The organism is Kribbella turkmenica, assembly GCF_004348725.1.
Taxonomy (GTDB): Bacteria; Actinomycetota; Actinomycetes; order Propionibacteriales; family Kribbellaceae; genus Kribbella; species Kribbella turkmenica.
The window spans coordinates 1-16,327 of record NZ_SMKR01000070.1; the positions used below are offsets into that span (position 1 = coordinate 1).

Genomic DNA, 16,327 nt, shown 5'->3' on the forward strand with positions numbered 1-16,327 from the left:
GACGACCCCTGGCTCGAGAACCGCTGAGTCCCGCCGCACCCCTGCCGTCGGGCGGGGGTGCGGTCACCCGGCGGTGGCCGCGAGGGTGGTGGCGATGCGGGCGGCGATGGTGGCGTTGTTGCGGGCGAGGGCGAGGTTGGCGGGGATGCTGCGGCCGTCGGTTTCCTTCTCGATCCGTTCGAGGACGTACGGCGTGACCGCCGGGCCGGTGATTCCCGCCGCGGTGCTCGACTCGAGCGCGGCGGCGAGGACCGCGTCGATGTGCGCCTCCGGGATCTCGTCGGCGACCGGGATCGGGACGGTCAGGAGGACCCCGGTCGACGGTCGCGTGCGGAAGCGCAGTACGTCGCAGACCACCTGCTCGTCGTCGACCCGGTGGGGGACCGGCAGCCCGCTGGATCGGGTGTAGAACGCCGGGAACCAGTCGTGCTGCCAGCCGAGCACGGGCACGCCGACGGTCTCGAGGTACTCGAGCGTCCGGGGCAGGTCGAGGAACGCCTTGGCGCCGGCGCTGACGGTGACGATCGGGTGGTTGGCGATCGCGTCCAGGTCGGCCGAGATGTCCCCGGTGACCTCCGACCCGCGATGGACACCGCCGATGCCGCCGGTGGCGAAGACCGAGATGCCGGCGGCGTGCGCCAGCGCGACCGAGGCCGACACCGTGGTGACGCCGACGTCCCACCCCTGTGCCCGGGCCACCGCCAGATCGCGCTCGGCGACCTTCCGGGTGCCGTGCAGGACGCGCTTCTCCTCGTCGGCGGTGAGACCGACGTGCGGCCGGCCATCGAGGATCGCGGTCACGGCCGGCACGGCGCCCTGGTCGAGGACGGCCTGTTTGCAGCGGGCGAGTGCCTCCGCGTTCGCGGGGGCGGGCAGCCCGAGGTTCGAGAAGATCGTCGACTCCAGCGCGACGACCGCACCTCCCTCGGCCAGGGCGTGCGCGACGTCGTCAGCGACGACGAGTCCGGCGGGGTTGTCAGTCACGTACGGCTCCTGGTGCGTGGAGGGTGGCGCCTGGCTCAGTGAGGACCCTACTTGCGAGGGCGTGGCCCGCTGCGACCGCCTCGAGAGGCTCTGCCTGCTGCAGTACGGCGGACAGGAAACCGGCGGCGAACGCGTCGCCGGCGCCGGTCGTGTCCAGCACCCGGTCGACCGGCGGGACCGGGACCGCGGCCGACCGGCCGTCACCGAAGTGCACCTCGGTCGGATCCAGGCCGTTCTTGACCACGACCGTCGTACCTCGGCCGGCGAGGTCGCGCAATGACCCGAGCTCGGCTTCGGCGCCGTTCGCGAACACGTACCCCGGCCGCAGTGCGCCGACCAGGTCGCGGAAGGTCGCCGGGCCGACGGAGTCGATGAGAGCGACCGAGGACCCGTCGACGGCGAGTACCGCGCCCTCGGCCCGCGCGATGGCCGCGGCCTGGCGGAGGACCTGGCCGGGCGGTCCGGTGAGCGAGTACGCCGAGAGGTGGATCGCGGCCGCGCCGGAGATCCAGGAGTCCGGGACGTCGGCGAGCTCGGCCGAGGCCGCCCGGTCCGGGTACATCGTCCGTTCCCCGGAGGCGTCGACCAGGATGACGATCGTGCCGGTCCGTCCCCGGCGCTGGACCCTGGCGTCGACGCCGGCCTTGCTCAGCTCCTGGACGAGCGCCTCACCGGCCGGGTCGTCGCCGACGCGGCCGACGAACCGGACCGGCGTACCCCGACTCGCGGCGAACGCGGCGACGTTGGAGGCCGCGCCACCCCGGACGCGCCGGATCCGCGCCGGGTTGTCGGTCCCGGTCCGTGACCCGCCGTCGGTCCAGACCACGACGTCCTCGACCAGATCGCCGATGCAGACGAGCACAGCTATCCACCTCCTTGCCGTAAGGGTATCGTGGCGGCGAAGTGCACAAGTGATGAGGTTGTAGCAGGCGTTACTTTACAGATGACAAGCCCAGGAGGGTGTCGATGAGCAGTCTGGCGGGGCGAGTCGTGCTGGTCACCGGTGCCGGGGGAGGGATCGGATCGGCGGTCGCGCGGACCGTGGTCGCGCAGGGCGGGCACGTGCTGATCCACGACCTCGCCGACAGCGCCCTGGAGCCGCTGGCGCAGGAGTTGGGTGACAGCGCGACAACCTTCGTCGCCGATCTGACCGACCTGGCCGCGGTGAAGCGGCTCTGGGACGAGGCGTGGGCCGCGAAGGGACAGGTCGACGTCCTGGTGAACAACGCGGGTGCGTATCCGCCGGCGCCGCTGGGCGCTCCGCTCGACGAGTGGCTCGCGGTGTGGGACTTCTCGCTCGACCTCCACCTGAAGGCGCCGGCGGTGCTCTGCCGGGAGGCGGTGAGCGCGTACTCCGCACGCGCGGACGGCGGCATCATCATCAACCTGGCGTCCCGCGCGGCCTTCCGCGGCGAGGACCCGGAGTACTGGCACTACGCCGCGGCCAAGGCCGGCGTGGTCGCGATGACCCGGACGATCGCCCGCCAGTACGGCCGCCAGGGAGTGACCGCCTTCGCGATCGCCCCGGGGTACGTCGACACCAACCTGAACCGGCACTTCCGCGACACCGTCGGCGTCGCGGTCGCCGCCCAGCAGACCGGCCTCGGCGAGGTCGCGCAGCCGCAGGACGTCGCCAACATCATCGCGTTCCTGGCCTCCGGTCAGGCCAGGCACGCGACCGGTACGACGATCGACGTGAACGGCGCGTCCTATGTCCGTTGACCAGGCGTCGGCCCGGATGAGCGCGGACCTGTTCGTCGACGGATGGTGGACCGCGGGCCGGGCCGGCACTCTCGAGAACGTTGACCCGGGCAACGGTCAGGTCGTCGGCACGGTGTCGCTCGCCACCGCCGGGCAGGTCGCCGAGGCGATCGCGGCGGCCGAGAACGTGTTTCCGGCGTGGTCCGGGCTGACCGGCGCAGCGCGCGGAGACGTCCTCCGGCGGGCGGCCGGGCTGCTGGCGGAGCGGACCGAGGAGGCGGTGGCGACGATCCTGCTGGAGACCGGCAAGACCGAGGCCGACGCGCGCGGCGAGATCGGCCGGGCCGTGCAGACGTTGCGCTGGAACGGCGAGCAGGCAGGCCGGATCCAGGCGTCCGTGTTCCCCGGGGTGGTCGCCGGCTCCCGACGTACGTCGGTGCCGGCACCGCTCGGTGCGGTTGCGGTGGTCACCGCCTGGAACTTCCCGGCGGTCCTGGCCACGCGGAAGCTGGGCGCGGCCCTCGCGGCCGGCTGCACGGTGGTGTTCAAAGCCTCCGAGTTCGCGCCGGCGACCGCCCGCCTGATCGTGGAGCTGCTGGCGGAGGCGGGCCTGCCGGCCGGGGTGGTGAATCTCGTCTTCGGCGATCCGCGGGCGGTGTCGGAACAGCTGACGTCGTCCCCGGCGATCAAGGCACTGTCGTTCACCGGCTCGACCGCGGTCGGCAAGGCGCTGGCCGCGCAGGCGGCTCCGAACCTCATCCGCACAGTTCTCGAGCTCGGCGGGCACGCACCCGTTCTGGTGATGGCCGACGCCGACGTGGATCACGTGGTCGCGGTCACGGCCGGCGCCAAGTTCGGCTCGGCCGGGCAGTCCTGCGTCGCGCCCACGCGGTACATCGTCCACGAGTCGCGCTATCAGGACCTCGTCGCGAAGCTGACGGCCGCGGCCGAGGCTCACGTCCTCGGTCACGGTACCGAGGAGGGAGTGACGCTCGGCGCGGTGGCGGACCAGCGGCGGGTGGACGCGCTGGTCCGGCTCGTGCGGGACGCCGTCGAGCAGGGTGGCACGATCACGACCGGTGGTCGCCAGGTGGACCGCGACGGCTTCTTCTTCGAGCCGACCGTGATCGCCGGGCCGTCGGCGGACGCCGGGATCCTCTCGGAGGAGCCGTTCGGGCCGGTCGCGACCGTGTCGTCGTTCAGCACGGTGGACGAAGCGATCGACGCGGCCAACGCCGCGCCGTACGCGTTCGCGGCGTACCTGTTCACCGACAGCCTGAGGATCCGCGACGAGGTCGCCCGGCGGGTGAACGCCTCGAACCTCGGCGTCAACCAGTTGGCGCCGTCGCTGCCCGACGTACCGCTGGGCGGGCTGGGCAACTCCGGCTACGGCTACGAAGGCGGGCTCGAAGGCATTCTCGCCTTCACCCAGCTCCGGCTCATCTCCGAGACTCCCGGAAAGGTCCCCGATGATCGCCGATGACCACTCTTCGCTGGCCCGCGTCCAGGACGTGGCCGCGCCGCCGCGCGAGCCGTACGCCCTGGATGCGATCGACCTCGCGCTGCTGAAGATCCTGGTGGCCGACTGCCGGGCGTCGCAGCGCCAGATCGCGGCCATCCTGGGCGTCTCGGCTCCCACCGTCGGCGAGCGGATGGCCCGGCTGGAACGCAACGGCGTCGTCACCGGCTACCGCGCCCAGGTCGACTGGTCGGTCGTCGGCTACGGCCAGGTCGTCTTCCTGTCCATCGAGGCGGCGCCCGGGTACGACGTCGCCGCGATCATGGCCGGCCTCTGGGACCTCGCGGAGGTCGAGGACGTCACCCTGGTCACCGGCGAGCTCGATCTGCTGATCCGGATGCGCGTCCGCGACTACGGCGAACTGAGGACCATCCTGATGGAGCAGGTCTGGCGCATCCCCGGCATCCAGCGGACCGCGACGCTGCTGTCCGTCGCCGAGATGCCGGCCAAGGACTTCGGCGCCGGCCTGCTGCACAAACTCGAGCCCAGCTGACGCTCACCGGCCGGCGTCTGTGGTCCCGCCCCGAGGGTGGCAGCACCTCGTGTTCGCGGCCGGCGTCCTGATCCTGGCCGTGCTCTCCGGCGCACCGGTCCTGCCCTTCAACGGGTCGCTGTCACAAGTTGGCGGGCCGTCCGGTCCTGGTTGGTGACAGGTAGCCGAGGACCTGGTCAGGAAGAGGAAGTCATGGGTACGACATGGCGCCAGGACGACCCGCGGACGACCGGCCTGGACGCGCTTCCCCGTCCGGTCGCCGTCGCGCTGGGCGGCGGCGGCGTGCTCGGCGCGGCACACGTCGGCGTCGGCTACGCGCTGGAGCACCGCAAGTTCGTCCCCGACCTGATCGTCGGGACGTCGGTGGGCGCGCTCACCGGGGCGATCGCGGCCGCCCATCCCGACCGGGCCGCACCGTGGCTCGACCAGGTGTGGACCCGGCTGCGCCGACGGGACGTGTTTCCGCTGGGGTACCTGTCGTCGCGGACGAGCATCTTCACCGACCGCGGCCTGCGCCGGCTGATCGCGCGGGCCGAGCTGCCGGCGCGGATCGAGCAGTTGCCGATCCCGTTCACCGCGGTGGCGATGGATCTGGCCACCGGTGATCCGGTCCGGCTCGACCGCGGGGACCTGCCGTCCGCGCTGCTGGCCAGTGCGGCGATCCCGGGTGCCCTGCCTCCGGTCGTCCGGGACGGCCGGACCCTTGTCGACGGCGGGCTGGTTGCCTACGTTCCCGTCCGCGAAGCCGAGCAGGCGGGGGCGGAAAGCGTGGTGGTCCTGTCGACGGGTCCCGCGAGCTGGCCGGTCCGTCCGGTCCTGCCACGGCGTCGTCCCGGCGCGATCGCCTCCCGAGCCGCCGTCCTGCAGGTGCATCACCAGATCGAGGTCGACCTGCAGGACGTTTCCCAGCGCCTTCCGACCGTCGTCCTGCCGACCGGTGTGGACGAATGGCCCGCGCCGTGGGACTTCAGTCATTCCCAGCGCCTGATCAGCACCGCGTCCGTCACCGCGGGGCGCTTCCTCGACCGGCTGACTGTCAGCGGTCCCGGTCTGTACCGGACCGGCGATCCCGTCGGCCAGGCCGAATCAGTCATCTCCTTCCGATCGGGGGCCGGTCAGTGAGCACCGTCGCGTTCCTGAACATCGCCATGCACGGCCGCGTCAACCCGACTCTGCCGGTGGTGGCAGAGCTGGTGCGGCGTGGGCACACGGTCAGCTACCACACCTCGCCGGCCTTCCGGGCGGAGATCGAGGCCGCCGGTGCGGGCGTCCGGCTCTACCCCGGCGGCGAACAGTCGTTGCCGGATCCGCCCATCCCACTCGTCCTGCTGGAGGGACTCGCGCGGACCGCCGTCCAGGTGCTGCCCAGCGTGCTCACCGAGTTGCGCGAGGTCCGGCCCGACCTGATCCTCCACGACGCCGCGTGTCCGTGGGGTGCCGTGGCGGCGCGTGAGCTCGGGGTGCCGGCGGTCTCGTCGTTCACCACATTCGCCTTCAACCAGCGAGTGCCCAGTCCCACAGCCGTCTCGTGGGACCTGTTGCTCGCGGCGGTGTCCCGGCCGAGCAGTGCCCTGGGCTACCTGCGGGCACGCTGGGAGCTGCGCCGCCGGTACGACCTACGCGGGTTGCCGCTGGTTGACCTGGGCAACATCCGGCAGCTGCTCAACCTCGTCTACACGTCGCCGGCCTTCCAGCCCGGCGCGGAGGAGCTCGACCAGTCCTACCGGTTCGTCGGCCCGAGCATCGGCGCCCGTCCCGCCGACGCGCTGTTTCCGGCCGACCAGCTGCAGGACCCGGTGCTGTACGTCTCCCTGGGCACGGTCTTCAAGGCCGAGCCGGCGCTCCTGCGGACCATCGCCCTCGCCCTCGCTCCGCTGGCCGGCTCCGTGGTGATCTCGTCCGGCCAGACGGACCCCACCGCGCTGGGCGTGCTGCCCGCCAACGTGCTCGTACGCCGCTCCGTGCCACAGCCCGACGTACTGGCCCGGGCCGCCCTGTTCGTCACCCACGGCGGGATGAACAGCGTCAACGAGGCCATGTACGCCGGGGTCCCGATGCTCGTGGTTCCCCAAGGGGCCGACCAGCCGCTGGTCGCCGCGCGCATCGTCGGACTCGGAGCCGGCCTGACGCTGCGGACCGACGAGGTGGCCGAGGCGACCGTACAGACGTGCGCCCGGCAACTGCTGGACGATCCGCGGTTCCGGGCGGCCGCGGCCACGCTGCGGGCTGAGCAGCGCGGCGCGGGCGGATACCGCCGGGCCGCGGACGAGCTCGAACGCTACCTGCGAGCGACCGGTGCGGTCGTGCAGCCGGCGCCCGCCGATCCCGCGCGGGAGGCTGATCGATGACACCGGTCATCGCGCTCGTGCTGCTGGCCGGCCTGTCCGAGGCGACCGGTCGCGTCCTTCCGCCTTTCTCGCGCCGGCCGGGGATGTCGCGCCCGCTGGTGGCCGGTCTGCTGCTGGTCGGGGCCCTGATCGAGGCCACCGTGATCGCGCTCTGGCCGCTGACCGCGTGGGCGCTCGCCGAGGTGATCCACCCGGCCGCACGGTCGGACACGTCCGGGCTGGTGTGGACGCCAGGTCTGATCGCTCCGCTGGTTCTCGGGGCCATCCTTGCGTTCCCCTGGCTCGGTCCGTTGCTGCACTTCCTGCTGTTGGTTGCCGTCGGCGCCGGTCTGGCCGGTGCGCTCGCGGAGGCGAGCGGGATGGGATGGGGGATCGCCGCCGGCTGCGTGACCGCGGCCGGCGTCGGTCTCGCCCTCGCGGTCGACCTGGTACGGCGTCTGGTCGCGGCGGTCCTCGCCTCCGGCGCCCGGGAAGCGATCGCGTGAACGGCCTGCTGCTCTGGATCGTCGGGCTCGGGCTGGCCCTGATCGTCGAAGCGCTGCTGGCCCGCTACGAGGTACTCGCGTACAGCGTCGGCTGGCGGACTCCGGTCACGCAGCTTCCGAAGGGCCTGCCCTATGCCCGGGGTGCTGCCCCCGACCGGCCGCCGGCCGCCTACCTGGTCTTTCTCGACGGCATCGGAAAGCGTCACTTCCACGACAGCCGGGACGGCGGTCAGCTGGTCAAGGCCTTGCTGGCCGGAGCGCCGGAGTTGCGCGTGCTCGGACAGGTCCAGCCGTACTCGCCACTGGCCGCGCCCTTGTCCGGCCGGCCGGTGTGGAACTGGCTGCGCCGCCGGGCCGGGCTGCTGCTGTTCCTGCACAACGTCATGCAGACGTTCGTCGCCGCCGACCGGCGGTACCGGCCGCTGTACAACCGTGCCGTCGGCGGCCAGATCGCCACGCAGCTGCGGCTGGCGGGCTACCAGCCGGGTAGCGGTATCCCAGTCGTCCTGCTGAGCTACAGCGGCGGTGCCCAGGTGGCCACCGGAGCGGTGGACGAGCTGTCCAAGCAGCTGCGCTGCCCGTTGATGCTGATCCTGCTCGGTGGGTTCCACAACGGAGCCAACGACCTCACGCAGGCCGAGCACGTGCACCAGCTGACGAGTGCGAACGACCGGATCGAGCGGGTCGGGACCTGGATCTTCCCGCAGCGCTGGCGCCTGTTCCGCCGTACCGGCTGGAACCGGGCGCTTCGCGCCGGCAGGATCACCGTCCACCGGCTCGATCCGGCCACGCACGTCGGGCCGCGCAGCTACATCAGCCCGACCGCGATGCTGCCGGACGGCCGCAGCCACTTGGACCGCACGGCCGAGACGGTGCTCGAGCTCATCCGGGCGCGCCATGGGGCGGCCGCGGCCACCGACGACTCGTTGCCTTAAGCTACGAACCTGCCGGGTCGAACCGCCCGCTCCGGGCGTTGCTCAGGGCAATCGCCTCCTCGAGCGCGGCCATGATGTAACCGGGGACCTCGAGCCCCTGCCGCTCGGCCCAGAGGAGCTCACGTTCCACCAGGCTCACCTGGCGGGCGACCTCCGGCAGGTCCCGGTCGAACTCGAGCGCCCGGGCGACGTCACCGAAGTCGGCCCGCTGCCGACGGTTGTTCACGCCGACGAGGTCGAACGACCGGCGGCGCAGGATCCGGGCGAGCTGGAGCTGCCAGTCGCTCAGTCCCTCCTCGCCCACCAGCACCCCGGCCGACATCCGGTAGAACGCGAAGTGGCCCGGTTCCTGCCGCCTGATCGGCGCGATCACCGTCTCGGCGATGGCGTGCTCGCCCATCGCGCCGAGCCCGTTGACCAGGCGCGAGTACGCGATCACCGCGGACCGTTCGGTCGCCGCGCCGGTCAGGTAGTAGAGCAGCCGGATGACACCGAGCATCCCGGGAAGGTGCGAGAGTACGCCGATTAGCCGGATCCGGGCGCTGACTGCCAGGTCGGTCTCGGCAGGAGTCATGCCCAAGCTCTGCTGGACCGCGTCGAGCAGGATGCCGTGCTGCAACTCCTGCGGTGACCAGACGTCCTCGTAGAAGAGCCGGTCGGTCTCGGTCGCATCGGGCATCAGGGCGCGCAGTTCGAGGACGTTCCGCTCGACCTCGAGCTCGACCCGGGTCAGGTAGTTGAACACCCCGCCGTACCGGCGGCGCACCTCACCGGGGTCCTTGACGGTCAGGTCGGCGGCGGCGAGTGACAGCGGTGGATGGTCCTCGGCGAAGGTCTCGACGAAACGACGGAGACCGTCGGCGGACACGCGCCTGGGCACAGCGCTTCGTCCTCCCTGCGTACTCGACTGGGGCATGGCGTCACCTTCGGTGGGGGCCGGCGCTGCGAACAGTGGTTGACGGTCGCAACGAAGTACCCACTAGGACCGTGCGAGCGGTTGCCCTGTGACAGGGGATCGGCGGTGTCACACCGACGGCGCGTGCCCGGACTTATAGACGAGTCACATCACCCACGGAACAGGACGGAACGATGACCAGTCCCCGCAGTCAGACAGCGCCCGCCAGGAGGCGACTCCGCACGGTACCGATCCTCCTCGCCGCACTCGCGCTCCTCGTCAGCCTGGTTCCGGTGCACGGCGCCGCGGCCCAGCACAGCCGGTCGGCGAGGCCTACCGTCGTCCTCGTGCACGGTGCCTGGGCGGACGCGTCCAGCTGGACCGGCGTCGTCGAGCGGCTCCAGGACGACGGCTACACGGTCCGCGCTATCGCGAACCCGCTGCGGTCGCTGTCGGGTGACGCGGCGTCGGTGAAGGCCTTCCTGGGCACGGTGCAGGGTCCGGTCGTCCTGGTGGGCCACTCGTACGGCGGCGCCGTCATCACCAACGCGGCCACCGGCAACCCCAACGTCAGGGCGCTGGTCTACGTGAACGCCTTCGCACCCGACACCGGTGAGTCGGCGACCCAGTTGGCGGGTTTGGACTCCGCACTGTCCGCCGACCCGACGACCATCTTCGACTTCGTTCCGGCGACCCTTCCGCCCACCGCGGAGACCGAGCTCTACCTGAAGGAGTCGACCGTCTTCACCTCGTTCGCGACCGGCCTGAGCGCCGACGACAAGGCCGTCGTCGCGGCCACTCAGCGGGCGGCCACGATCGGCGCCCTGAACGAGCCGTCGGGCACCCCGGCCTGGCGGACGATCCCGTCGTGGTACCTGCTCGGTACCGAGGACAAGATCATCCCGGCCGGCGTCCAGCGGACGATGGCCACCCGGGCCGGGTCGAACCTGACGACGTTCGAGGAAGGACACGTCGGCCTGATGACTGACCCGCGGACGACCACCCGGTTGATCGAGCGAGCCGCGAAAGCGGTCGCCCGCTAGCTAGCCGGCTGCCGAGGTCGGCCGGGCCGTGCAGGTCAGTGGGCCTCCATGTGGGCCAGCGCACTCAGCCGGCCTGGTCGGCGGCCAGGAACGTCTCCAGGTCGGTGAAGTCGCCGGCCCGGGCGGCGTTGAGGAAGGCGTGCAGGAAGTGCTGGTGGGACGCCGTGCTCACGGCCGCGCGGCTGTCGTCGGCGATCCGCCGGCGGGCCCGGCAGACGAGCTGACGGGCGTTCGCGGCGCCGAGGTGGAGGACCTCCGAGATCTGCCGGTACGGGTAGTCGAAGGCCTCCCGGAGGACGTAGGCGGCGCGTTCGCTCGGGGTGAGTCTCGTCATCATCACCAGCACCGCCTGCTCGAGCGCGTCGCGGCGTTCGGCCCGGGTCGCCGGGTCGTCGCCGGGGTCGACCGCCTCGGGGGTCCAGGCCTCCACCGGGGTCTCGCGGCGTCTGCGGGCGGACTGGCGGACGTTGACGGCGAGCCGGACGGTCATCGTCGCGAGCAGCGCCTGCGGGTTCGCGACGATCGTGCGGTCCACCTTCTGCCAGCGCAGCCAGGTCTCCTGGACGACGTCCTCGGCCTCGGCGGTGCAGCCGAGGATGCGGTAGGCGATCGCCATCAGCCGGGGTCGCGCGGCGACGAAGACCGCGACGGCCTCGTCGAGGTCACCGGTCATCCGTCCCGCGCCAGCGGTTCTGCTGTCTACTCTTCCCTGCACGCTTCCGGCGTTCACGCTTCCGGCCCTCCCGCTCTGACAGGTGTCTGTGGCCCCACCTCTCACGGTCCGTCGCGGCCGGCGCGTTCGCGCCCTGGGAAGTCCGTGGGCCACCCCGTGGGTCACTGCGTGGGGACTCCGTGGTGGGCCGGACCACGCGGTCGCCGGGCCGGACCACGGATTCCGCCACCGTGGTGCCGACGGCTCACGGCGTCACAGACCGAGGATCTGCCCTGTCATTCCCTGCAGACTTCGACCGAGGAGGCTGTGATGAGCGCCACCCAGTGGCCCTCGGTACGACGATCCACGGCCGCGCCGAGGAGAAGGCGGCCCGGCAGCGGGCGCTGCTGCACCCTGTGCGGGCGCGAACACTGGAGAACACCGCGGGAACCGTCCCGTCGAGTCCGGGACATGTGACCTCGCCCGTTCGCATCGGCTGGCTGGAAGCCTCCGGTGTCTCCCGGGTGGGAACGGCCGACGTGATGATCGGCACCATGGCCGGCACCGGACTGACCGTCTGGCTCGACCGGTCCGGCACGATCGTGCCGGCTCCCCGGGAATCCGCCGGTAGCGCGGCCTCCGGCACCGCTGCCGCGATGATGTCGCCGATGCTCGCCTGGCCGTTGCTCTGGGCATCGTTCCGGCTGGCCCTCCGGCCGCTCGACCGGCGCCGCGCCGACGCCTGGGCCCGCGAGTGGGCGCAGGTCTCGGCCCGGTGGACCCGCGCCCAGCGCTCACCGGTCTGGACCTCAACCGGGAACTCTGGGACCCACCGCGCGCGTTCGGCTACAGGTGAGCGCCGTTCGGCGCCGGTTGGTTTGTGTCGGGGCTGGGTACGGGTGTCGGAATGCTGGTAGCGAAGCGGTACAGGTTGGGTCCGTCGATCGGGCGCGGAGGCATGGGGGAAGTGTTCCGCGCGACCGACGAGCAGTTGGGGCGCGCGGTCGCAGTCAAGGTGCTGCTGCCGTCGGACCCGGACGCGCGGGCGGCCGAGCGGTTCCACCGGGAGGCGCGGGCCGCCGCCCGGCTGAACGATCCGCACGTCGTCTCGGTCTACGACTTCGGCAACCACGGCGACGGGTTCTTCCTGGTGATGGAGCTGGTCGAGGGCGGGACGGTCGCGGACGAGCTCGCCGGCCACGGAACGTTACCGAAGGATCGCGCGATCCAGATCGTCGAGCAGGCCGCCGCAGGCCTCGCGGCCGCGCACCGGGAGGACGTCGTCCACCGGGACGTGAAGCCCGGCAACCTGCTGCTGGCGGCCGACGGGACGGTCAAGGTCGCCGACTTCGGCATCGCCCAGCTCCCAGGGGACGGTGCGACCACGCTGACCGCGGCCGGCCAGATCATCGGCAGCACGCTCTACCTGTCACCCGAACGGGCGCGGGGCGGCCAGGCAGGCAAGGCCGCCGACGTGTACTCCCTGGGCTGCGTGCTCTACCAGCTGGTGACCGGCCGGCCACCGTTCACGGCGGAACACCCGACGGCGATCCTCTACCAGCACGTCGACACCGCGCCGACCCCGCCGAGTGCGATCGACCCCGAGCTCGGCGGAGCGTTCGAGGCCGTTCTGCTCCGGATGCTGGCCAAGGACCCCGCCGACCGCCCGTCGGCCGCCGAGATCGCGGACGGCGCGTTGCGGGCTCACGGCGGTCAGACCGTGGCCGCGGCGGTCCCGGCGGCCGTCGGTGCGGCCGAGCCGCCGGCACCGGCTACGGGAGTGCTCGAGTCCGTCGATTCGTCCGGCCGGCGACGTACCAGGATCCTGCTGGCCGCGGCGATCGCCGTACTCGCGACGGCGGGCGCGGTCTTCGCCGGCGTCCTGCTCAACCGCGAAGACCCGCGCGTGCCGCCGACCACCGATGTCGGCCCGCAACCCGGCGTCACGTCCAGGACGCCGGCCTCGACGCCGCGGACCTCGTCCACCGACCCGACCCGGTCCAGCACGACGAACGAGACCACCTCCGGTCCGACGACTCAGGCACCCTCTCAGTCCCCGGCCTCGACCCCTTCGTCACCCACCACGTCCCGGCCCACCACGACGCCACCGAGCACGACAGCCCCCAGCACTCCGCCGCAGACCAGCACCACGCCGACGGAGCCCACTGGCACGCCGACGGAAACCTCCTCGAGCACGCCGCCTCCGGACACGCCGTCGAGCACTCCGGCCTCCGGGAGCCCGACACCGGCCGGCGAGCTCACCGGCATCCAACCCGGAGACGACTAGGGCACGGTGCCGGAGCGGCGTTTTCCGGTGACCCACGCGGGTACCGCGAGCGCATGCCTCAAGCGATTGTGACCGGATCGGACAGCGGTATCGGCAGAGCGGCCGCGGTCGCGCTGGCGCAGGACGGCTTCGACGTCGGGATCACCTGGCACAGTGACCACGGCGGAGCCGAGGAAACCGCCGAGGAGGTCCGCGGCCTGGGCCGCAAGGCCGAGGTCGAGCAGCTGGATCTCGAGGTCCTCCCGGATGCGGCCGAGGCGATCGACCGGCTGATCGAGCGCCTCGGCGGTGTCGACGTACTCGTCGCGAACAGCGGGACCGGCACCAGTGAGCTGGCGGTGGACCTTGCCTACGAGGACTGGCGCCGGGTGCTGAACGTCGACCTGGACGGCGCGTTCCTCTGCCTGCAGAAGGCGGCGCGGCGGATGATCGACCAAGGGCGCGGCGGGCGGCTGATCGCGGTCACCAGTGTGCACGAGCACCAGCCGCGCGTCGGCTCGGCCCCGTACGACGCGGCCAAGGGCGGACTGGGGCTGCTGATGAAGACGCTGGCGCTCGAGCTGGGGGAGTACGGCATCACCGCGAACGCCGTCGCGCCGGGCGAGATCGCAACGCCGATGACCGGCCAGACCGACGAGGACCCGCACGGCAAGGACCGTCCGGGTGTTCCCCTCGGGCGGCCCGGCGACGCCCGCGAGATCGCCGCGGTGATCGCGTTCCTCGCCTCGCCGAAGGCGTCGTACGTGACCGGGACGAGCGTGGTCGCGGACGGCGGCATGTTGCAGATGGGCCCGATGGCCGGCAGCCACCTCTCCGACCCCGGCTGGCGACGCCCCTGAGGGCCGGCCCCGAGCCGCCACCGCTCGTCCGGGGCGACCGGATGGGCTGTCTTCTCAACCCATCCGGCCTGGTGGCGACATCCCCGTCGGACTCAGTGGCCACCTTCGCGCGCAGTGCCCTCCTGACTGGCTCGAATGCGTTCTGATCGGTTCGAATCGCGGGTGGAACTGGGGATTGCCGGGCTGCCGGCTGGGTACTGACGGGAGCCCAGGGGGTCCGACAGTGTGCCGCCGGGAGACCAGACACGTACAGACCACTCACGCTCCTGGAAGGAGTCGTCAGATGACGCCCACGACGAACCAGCGGATGGACGCCGGCAGTCCACCCGCGGAAGGTGTCACCGAAGCCGCCCGGGACGAGGCCGGGCAGCTGAAGGAAACGTCGGCCGAGGCTGCTCGTCAGGTTGCCGGGACCGTCAAGGACAAGGCATCGGACGTCCGGTCGGACCTCGGCCAGGAGACCCGGCGGATGGCTGGCCGGACCCGGGACGAACTCGTCCAGCAGGCGGGTCAGCAGAAGGAACGGGCCACGAACAGCCTGCGCTCGGTCGGCGACGAGCTGCGCGGGATGGCAGAGCACGGTCAGTCCGGGCTGGGTGCCCAGCTGGCGCAGCGCGGCGCCGAGTTCACTGACCAGGCGGCGGAATTCCTGCAGAAGCACGAGCCCGGCGACCTGCTCGAGGAGATGCGCGGGTTCGCCCGGCGGAAGCCGGGCACGTTCCTGCTGGCAGCGGTGGCTGCGGGCGTCGTCGCCGGTCGACTGACCCGTGCCTTGTCGGAGGGCGGCACCACGCCGGCCGGCACCGCGGACGCGGCGGGCAGAACGGCGGCAGAGCCGGGCGGGACGGCGACCGGGAACGGAACCGTGAATCCCGTCGGCGACGCGTATCCCGCCCCTCCGCCGGCACCGTCGACCGCTCCGCCGGTCACCCCCACCTCGGCACCACCGCCGACCCCCACGCCGGTCGCACCGGACCCGGACCCGGGAGTACCGGTGACACCGAGGTTCGGGCCCGGAACGGGCCAGTGACATGACTGTCGGCGGATCACCACCAGACAGCGGTCCGAACCGGTTGTCGATGGATGAGTCGGTCGGTCAGCTCGTCTCCCAGCTGACCAACGACCTGGGACAGTTGACCCGACAGGAGCTGGCGCTGGCGAAGGCCGAGCTCCGAGTCGAGGCGAAGAAGGCCGGCAAAGGCGCGGGCATGCTCGGCGGAGCCGCGTTCGCCGGCTGGATGGTCGCGCTGTTCGTCTCACTGACGGTGATGTGGGCCCTGGACGAAGTCATGGACCTCGTCTGGGCAGCGCTCATCGTCGCGGCCGTCTGGGCGATCGTCGCCGCCGTGCTGGCGTCGACGGGACGCAAGGAGCTGCGGGAGGTCAACCCGAAACCCGACCAGACGGTCGACTCACTCAAGGAGGACGCGAAATGGCTGAAGACCCGGAACAGCTGAAACGAGAGATCGAGGCGACCCGTCGCGACGTCGGCCGGGACGTCGACGCCCTGACCGAGAAGGTCAGCCCGGGGCGCGTCGTCGGCCGGCGGGTCGATCGTGCGAAGTCCGGCGCCCACCGGCTCAAGGAACAGGTGATGGGGCCGGCCGGCGACACGGCCGGTTCGGCGGTGTCGACGGTGCAGGACGCCGGCAGCAAGGTCGGTGACGCCGTCGGCTCGGCGCCCGGTATGGCCCGGGCGAGGACCCGGGGTGCGCCGCTGGCCGCCGGAGTGATCGCGTTCGCGGCCGGCTGGGTCGTGGCCGCGGCCATGCCCGCGTCCACGAAGGAACGCGAGCTGGCGCAGGACGCCAAGGACACGGCGATGGACGCTGCCGGCCCGGTGAAGGAGCAGGCCGCGCAGATGGCCCAGGAGGTCAAGGAGCAGTTGCAGGAGCCCGCGCAGGAAGCCGTCGAGCACGTCCGGGAGTCCGCATCCCAGGCCGCCGGTGAGGTGGCGGACGAGGGCCGATCGGCGGCTCAGCAGATGGCGGGCGACGCCAAGGAGTCGGCGGGCAACGTCCGCCAGGCCGGTTCCCCCGCCTGACGATCGGCGGCGCCGGCCGACGAGGGGGTCCGGCTGCCGGAACCTGGTCATGGGCCGCGGCCAGGCAGCGGAGCTCGGCGGAGCCACCGCCGAGCCGCTGCC

At 72.1% G+C, this 16,327-nt stretch carries 18 protein-coding genes; 14 read left to right on the forward strand and 4 right to left on the reverse strand.

All coding sequences use genetic code 11. From position 1 onward, the window contains the following. Positions 1-63: 63 nt before the first annotated feature. Together E1218_RS17365 and E1218_RS17370 are read right to left on the reverse strand one after the other, a co-directional pair. Positions 64-984: a pseudouridine-5'-phosphate glycosidase gene (locus E1218_RS17365; protein ID WP_132321344.1), complete on the reverse strand. Its 921-nt coding sequence runs from the start codon at positions 982-984 to the stop codon at positions 64-66. Then, positions 977-1,846, reverse strand: a complete 870-nt coding sequence (locus tag E1218_RS17370; protein ID WP_132321346.1) for a carbohydrate kinase family protein — start codon at positions 1,844-1,846, stop codon at positions 977-979. Before E1218_RS17370 ends, E1218_RS17365 begins: the two co-directional genes overlap by 8 nt. A 104-nt stretch (positions 1,847-1,950) precedes the next feature. On the opposite strand from E1218_RS17370, the gene E1218_RS17375 reads away from it, so the two are divergent. From E1218_RS17375 to E1218_RS17405, 7 genes are all read left to right on the forward strand, one after another. After that, positions 1,951-2,706: an SDR family NAD(P)-dependent oxidoreductase gene (locus E1218_RS17375; RefSeq protein ID WP_132321348.1), complete on the forward strand. Its 756-nt coding sequence runs from the start codon at positions 1,951-1,953 to the stop codon at positions 2,704-2,706. Beyond that, complete coding sequence (locus E1218_RS17380) at positions 2,696-4,168, forward strand: aldehyde dehydrogenase family protein (protein WP_132321350.1); 1,473 nt, start codon at positions 2,696-2,698, stop codon at positions 4,166-4,168. Before E1218_RS17375 ends, E1218_RS17380 begins: the two co-directional genes overlap by 11 nt. Continuing rightward, positions 4,155-4,697 carry an Lrp/AsnC family transcriptional regulator gene (locus E1218_RS17385; RefSeq protein ID WP_132321352.1) on the forward strand — a complete coding sequence of 181 codons (543 nt, stop codon included), beginning with the start codon at positions 4,155-4,157 and terminating at the stop codon, positions 4,695-4,697. The genes E1218_RS17380 and E1218_RS17385 overlap by 14 nt, the downstream gene beginning before the upstream one ends. A gap of 192 nt (positions 4,698-4,889) precedes the next feature. Then, entirely contained in the window at positions 4,890-5,819 is a 930-nt protein-coding gene (locus E1218_RS17390; protein ID WP_132321354.1) for a patatin-like phospholipase family protein, read from the forward strand. Then, positions 5,816-7,045, forward strand: coding sequence for a macrolide family glycosyltransferase (locus E1218_RS17395; protein WP_132321356.1), 1,230 nt, complete (start codon positions 5,816-5,818; stop codon positions 7,043-7,045). The genes E1218_RS17390 and E1218_RS17395 overlap by 4 nt, the downstream gene beginning before the upstream one ends. Next, positions 7,042-7,530 (forward strand): hypothetical protein, encoded by a 489-nt coding sequence (locus E1218_RS17400; protein WP_132321358.1) that lies wholly within the window; start codon positions 7,042-7,044, stop codon positions 7,528-7,530. The genes E1218_RS17395 and E1218_RS17400 overlap by 4 nt, the downstream gene beginning before the upstream one ends. Next, positions 7,527-8,465 carry a hypothetical protein gene (locus E1218_RS17405; RefSeq protein WP_132321360.1) on the forward strand — a complete coding sequence of 313 codons (939 nt, stop codon included), beginning with the start codon at positions 7,527-7,529 and terminating at the stop codon, positions 8,463-8,465. Before E1218_RS17400 ends, E1218_RS17405 begins: the two co-directional genes overlap by 4 nt. Before the next feature lies 1 nt (position 8,466). Here E1218_RS17405 and E1218_RS17410 read toward each other — a convergent pair whose 3' ends face one another. Then, complete coding sequence (locus E1218_RS17410) at positions 8,467-9,345, reverse strand: GTP-binding protein LepA (RefSeq protein WP_233712286.1); 879 nt, start codon at positions 9,343-9,345, stop codon at positions 8,467-8,469. 209 nt (positions 9,346-9,554) lie between these two features. On the opposite strand from E1218_RS17410, the gene E1218_RS17415 reads away from it, so the two are divergent. Further along, positions 9,555-10,403, forward strand: a complete 849-nt coding sequence (locus tag E1218_RS17415; protein ID WP_202866063.1) for an alpha/beta hydrolase — start codon at positions 9,555-9,557, stop codon at positions 10,401-10,403. 64 nt (positions 10,404-10,467) lie between these two features. On the opposite strand, the gene E1218_RS17420 is transcribed toward E1218_RS17415, so the two are convergent. Continuing rightward, entirely contained in the window at positions 10,468-11,076 is a 609-nt protein-coding gene (locus tag E1218_RS17420) for a sigma-70 family RNA polymerase sigma factor (protein ID WP_132321364.1), read from the reverse strand. Between the two features lie 323 nt (positions 11,077-11,399). On the opposite strand from E1218_RS17420, the gene E1218_RS17425 reads away from it, so the two are divergent. The 6 genes from E1218_RS17425 to E1218_RS37790 all read left to right on the forward strand — a co-directional run bounded on the left by E1218_RS17425 (position 11,400) and on the right by E1218_RS37790 (position 16,225). After that, on the forward strand, positions 11,400-11,972 hold the full coding sequence (locus E1218_RS17425; RefSeq protein ID WP_132321366.1) for an Rv1733c family protein: 573 nt from the start codon (positions 11,400-11,402) through the stop codon (positions 11,970-11,972). Beyond that, positions 11,963-13,342, forward strand: a complete 1,380-nt coding sequence (locus tag E1218_RS17430) for a serine/threonine-protein kinase (RefSeq protein ID WP_132321368.1) — start codon at positions 11,963-11,965, stop codon at positions 13,340-13,342. Before E1218_RS17425 ends, E1218_RS17430 begins: the two co-directional genes overlap by 10 nt. Before the next feature lie 53 nt (positions 13,343-13,395). After that, entirely contained in the window at positions 13,396-14,181 is a 786-nt protein-coding gene (locus E1218_RS17435) for an SDR family oxidoreductase (protein ID WP_132321370.1), read from the forward strand. Positions 14,182-14,464: 283 nt separating this feature from the next. After that, complete coding sequence (locus tag E1218_RS17440) at positions 14,465-15,211, forward strand: hypothetical protein (protein ID WP_132321372.1); 747 nt, start codon at positions 14,465-14,467, stop codon at positions 15,209-15,211. Between the two features lie 49 nt (positions 15,212-15,260). Further along, positions 15,261-15,638 (forward strand): phage holin family protein, encoded by a 378-nt coding sequence (locus tag E1218_RS17445; protein WP_233712288.1) that lies wholly within the window; start codon positions 15,261-15,263, stop codon positions 15,636-15,638. After that, the gene (locus tag E1218_RS37790) at positions 15,614-16,225 is read left to right on the forward strand and encodes a DUF3618 domain-containing protein (RefSeq protein WP_132321376.1); all 612 of its coding nucleotides are present in this window, start codon (positions 15,614-15,616) and stop codon (positions 16,223-16,225) included. The genes E1218_RS17445 and E1218_RS37790 overlap by 25 nt, the downstream gene beginning before the upstream one ends. Positions 16,226-16,327: the final 102 nt, after the last annotated feature.